Annotated in this window: 4 protein-coding genes; 2 read left to right on the top strand and 2 right to left on the bottom strand. The window is 65.0% G+C overall.

Going from position 1 to position 4,065, the window contains the following annotated elements; genetic code table 11:
• A partial coding sequence (locus MOV75_RS29480) for a DJ-1/PfpI family protein (RefSeq protein WP_247007078.1) occupies positions 1-1,009 on the bottom strand: 1,009 nt, incomplete at its 3' end.
• A gap of 160 nt (positions 1,010-1,169) precedes the next feature.
• Complete coding sequence (locus MOV75_RS29485; protein ID WP_246931153.1) at positions 1,170-1,724, bottom strand: PAS domain-containing protein; 555 nt, start codon at positions 1,722-1,724, stop codon at positions 1,170-1,172.
• Between the two features lie 833 nt (positions 1,725-2,557).
• Here MOV75_RS29485 and MOV75_RS29490 point away from each other — a divergent pair.
• Complete coding sequence (locus MOV75_RS29490; RefSeq protein ID WP_246931151.1) at positions 2,558-3,334, top strand: rhomboid family intramembrane serine protease; 777 nt, start codon at positions 2,558-2,560, stop codon at positions 3,332-3,334.
• Positions 3,335-3,525: 191 nt separating this feature from the next.
• Positions 3,526-3,954 (top strand): CBS domain-containing protein, encoded by a 429-nt coding sequence (locus MOV75_RS29495; RefSeq protein WP_246931150.1) that lies wholly within the window; start codon positions 3,526-3,528, stop codon positions 3,952-3,954.
• Positions 3,955-4,065 lie beyond the last annotated feature (111 nt).

The following is a 4,065-nucleotide window of genomic DNA, read 5'->3' on the forward strand; positions in this document are numbered from 1 at the left end:
TCTGCTTGGCCGGCCAATCGGCTGCGACCTTGTCCGGCAGGATGCGAAGACCGCTGCGGCTCGTCTGCGCCTCTGCCGTGGCCGCGAAGGTGAGGGCTCGCGAGCGATAGGTGCGCGACCACGCATCGGCTACAAGCGCGAGCGACACCTCGTCGATGCCAGGCGTCAGCGCGATTCCGAGTTGCTCGCGGTTCCAGAATGCGAGCGTGTTGGCGATCGCCGTCAGCGCGAAGGGGCGTGTGAACTGGAACGCCTCGCTGCGATGGCGCGCATCCCACTGCGCAAGACCGATCTCGCGGGCAACCGCCTCCGCCTTGGCGCGGCCGGCGATGGCCTCGACCAGGGTCAGGGCCATCGGCATGGACGCGGTGATGCCGGTCGTTGTCGCGACGCTACGGTCGACCACCAGCCTGCGGTCCGCGACATAGCGGATCGCGGCATGCTTTTGCAGATCGCGCACGGAATACCAGTGCGTGGTGGCCTGCCGGCCGTCGAGCAGCCCGGTGTTGGCAACGACCTTGGCGCCGACGCAGACGCCGATGACGATCGCGCCCTTGCCGGCCTGGCTCTTGATCCACTGCAAGGCCAGCTCATCGTCCTCTCGGCTCATCGCTGGCACGATGACGTAATCGGCGCCGTCGGGATGCTCGGCATCGAACTCGGCGATGGTCGCGTGCGGCTGCACTTTCAGCGCGGGATAGAGTGCGACGGGTCCAGGCTGCGTCGCCAATGTGAGGACGTCGGCGACATCGGCGCGCGCGAGGATGCCGTATGGCATGAGATAATCGGTGGTCTCGCTCATGTCGTTGATGCCGACGATGGCGATCAGGGGACGCTTGCGTTTTGGCGGCTTCAGCGCCGCAAGGCTCGCCGCGGTCTCGTCTTTGGAGATCGCAGGGGCGGTTCCCCGAGCCGGCGATCCCGGCAGCAGGAACAACCAGGTTCCGCCGATCGCCGCCAGCAATGCCACGCAGCCGACGCCGCATAACGCCAGAATGCGCCATACCATGATGATGTCACCCGATCCTCGTTGCTTCACGCGAGGCGGAAGCTAACGCTTGGCAACGACATCAGGAATGACGCAGATCCGGCAAAAACGGTCATTCGCGCGCGTTGATGTGTCACGCGGCGAACTCGTCTCGCGCGATGCTGCGCGCGGGCGGCGGAGATTATCTCAGCCCCTCATACACCATCAGCCCGCGTGCGATCTGCAATTTGCGGATCGCGCGCGGCAAGAGCTTCTCCGGCTGGTGCAAATAGCGCCAGGAGGTGAGGGTGAAGGCTGAAAGCGCGCCGCACTCATCGTCGAACGGCGCGAGCACGCCCGTCACGCTCACCGGCGTATGCGGGCGGGCGTTGAACGGCAGCAGCAACAGCTCGAGATAGGCCTTGCTGCCGTCCTCGCGCGCGGCCGTGACGCCGGCGATCGCGCCTAACGCTTCGTCGGCGACGATGGTCGTGATCTCCTCGACCTCGCTGCGGCTTGCATCATCGAACAGCGCCGCAAAGCTCTGGTCCTTGAGGTCACACCCCGCCAGCGCGCAGACCCGCGTGCCGGCGACGCGGAACGGGAAGCCGAGGTTCGGCTCGCAGGACAGCACGAAGATGTCGCCGAGCAGGCCGCGCACCGCGGCCGGATCGATGTCGGCCCTGTCGGGGGCCCGTGCAGTGCCGCGCTTCTGGTCCCAATACGCGAAGAACGCGCGGCTCGACGGATGTTTCATGTCTGAACGCTTACCCCGGGGTGCAACCTCGAAGGGACAGACCTGTCCCACTTCAGTGCACCCGCGATCCCTTGTGTTGTTGTGCAGGAGGGGATTTGCAGCGTCCATGCCGCAGGCGCGTTTTTACCTCCCTTAAGGCCGTCTTTGCGTCGTTAACGTTAAGTTAACTATGCGCTTTGCACCTCGCGCCCCGCTGCTATGGTGGCCGCAGTCGCAAGCCTCGCCGCTTTCATCCAGGTTCTCGGCGGGGCCTGTACACAGGGCGTCAAACAGTTTGGTCACGGGCCGCGGGGAGGGGTGGGGATACACCTTCATTCCTCCGGTACCGGAAAGGCCGACACGGACAGGCAGGGCTTTCCCAGGGCCCTGCCTTTTCCTTTTTCAGGCACAAGCTCTCGTGCCCCGGACGCAACGCAGCACTTCCTTGACGATGCGGAGCATCGTCCAATCGTGATGCGCTGCAGAGCCGGGGGCCCACGCAGCAGCAAGTATCTGGCACGTCTGGGTCCCGGCTCTGCGACGCGTCACTTCGTGCCGCGCCTTGTCCGGGACAGGAGACCTTGTCGGCCGGCTCTCGTGCCCCGCACGCGGCGCAGCACTTCCTTGGCGATGCGAAGCATCGTCCAATCATGATGCGCCGCAGAGCCGGGGCCTGGCTCCCTATCCGGACCAAACGAAACATCCCGCTCCCTTTTCGTTTTGTGCACTTGCGCAAGGCTGGCAAAGGCGACTATCTGCAAGCCTGTTGCCCCGGTCGCGCTGAAAGCGAAGCTGCCTTGGATTCCTCTCAAGATTTTCCGCCGCAAGGACCTCGGCAAAATCCTCAAGCGGAGGTGCCGGCGGTCATCGAGGAGGCTCCGCGCGAGCCGGTCCTGACGCTGCCCACGGCGCTGACCGCCTATATCGTCCTCCTGGCTGTGATCCATCTGCGGGTGCTGCTGCCGCCGGAGATCGAGAACTGGACCATCGACGTCTTCGGCTTCATCCCGAAGCGCTACGATTCTTCGCTGCTCAATCTGGAGATTCCCGGCGGCACCGGCGCCAAGGTCTGGACCTTCGTCACCTATTCGCTGCTGCACGCCAATCTGACCCATCTCGGCTTCAACGTGCTGTGGCTGCTGCCGTTCGGCAGCGCGCTGGCGCGGCGCTTTGGCGCGATCAGGTTCTTCCTGTTTCTCGCGGTGACGGCGGCGGCCGGCGCGCTCGCCCATCTCGTCACCCATGAGCACGCGGTGGCGCCGATGATCGGCGCCTCGGCCTCGGTGTCCGGCGCAATGGCAGCTGCAATCCGCTTCGCCTTCGTCCGCGGCAGCTTCCTGTCGTTCAACCGTTCGGACGCCGATACCGCTGCGAAGGTTCCGGCACTGCCGCTGTCGCGCGCGCTGCGCGACGGACGGGTGGTCGGCTTCCTGGCGGTGTGGTTCGGCGTCAACATCATCTTCGGCGTCGGCGCGATTGGGGTGGATTCCGAGACTACGAGCGTCGCCTGGCAGGCGCATATCGGCGGCTTCTTTGCCGGCCTGTTGCTGTTCACCCTGTTCGATCCCGTGCCGCGCGTGCGAAGCGATGCTGCGGATGCGTCATCACAGGACGTTTCAGACCGTATTTGAAGCGGCGCTTGCGGCCCGGCCCGAATTCATCCATCATTTGCGTGAAGAATGTTCCGAAGCGACAAGCCTATAGAGGCCGCGCTTCGTAAAGCGCACGAGCGTGAAACCGGCGCTGAAACTGTTAGTTGAAGACTCGACGAACAAGTCCGGACCCGCCCGAAGGCGGACGGATCCGATTCAGGGAGGCGACAATGACGGTACGTTCCATTCTCAATACCAAGGGCCACCAGATCATGAGCGTCGAGCCCGACGCGAAGCTGGCTGCCGCGGTCAAGCTGCTGGCCGACAAGAAGATCGGCGCGGTGCTGGTGATGAACCAGAGCCGGCTCGAAGGCATCCTGTCGGAGCGCGACATCGTCCGCGTGCTCGGCGAGCGCGGCGCCGGCGTGCTGGAGGAGCCGGTCGCTCAGGTCATGACCCGCAAGGTCGTGACCTGCAAGGAGACCGACACGGTCGCCGAACTGATGGAGACGATGACCACCGGCAAGTTCCGCCATCTGCCCGTGATCGACAACGGCAAGGTGGTCGGGCTGATCTCGATCGGCGACATCGTCAAGCGCCGGGTGCAGGAATACGAGTCCGAGCAGGAAGCCCTGCGCGACTACATCAAGACGGCCTGACGGGCACCCGCCTCACTCGTCCGCTTTAGGCGCGTGACCCGCGGGCGCCGGCGCGTGACGGGATGGCAGGGCGGGCGAACCTCGTGAGCCATCACGATCCGCGGCACGACC

The sequence above is a fragment of the Bradyrhizobium sp. PRIMUS42 genome, from assembly GCF_023006515.1.
Lineage (GTDB): Bacteria > Pseudomonadota > Alphaproteobacteria > Rhizobiales > Xanthobacteraceae > Bradyrhizobium.

Coding starts and splice junctions, on each gene's coding strand:
- MOV75_RS29485 (WP_246931153.1), bottom strand. CDS start 1,724: ATGAAACATCCGTCGAGCCGCGCGTTCTTCGCGTATTGGGACCAGAAG.
- MOV75_RS29495 (WP_246931150.1), top strand. CDS start 3,526: ATGACGGTACGTTCCATTCTCAATACCAAGGGCCACCAGATCATGAGC.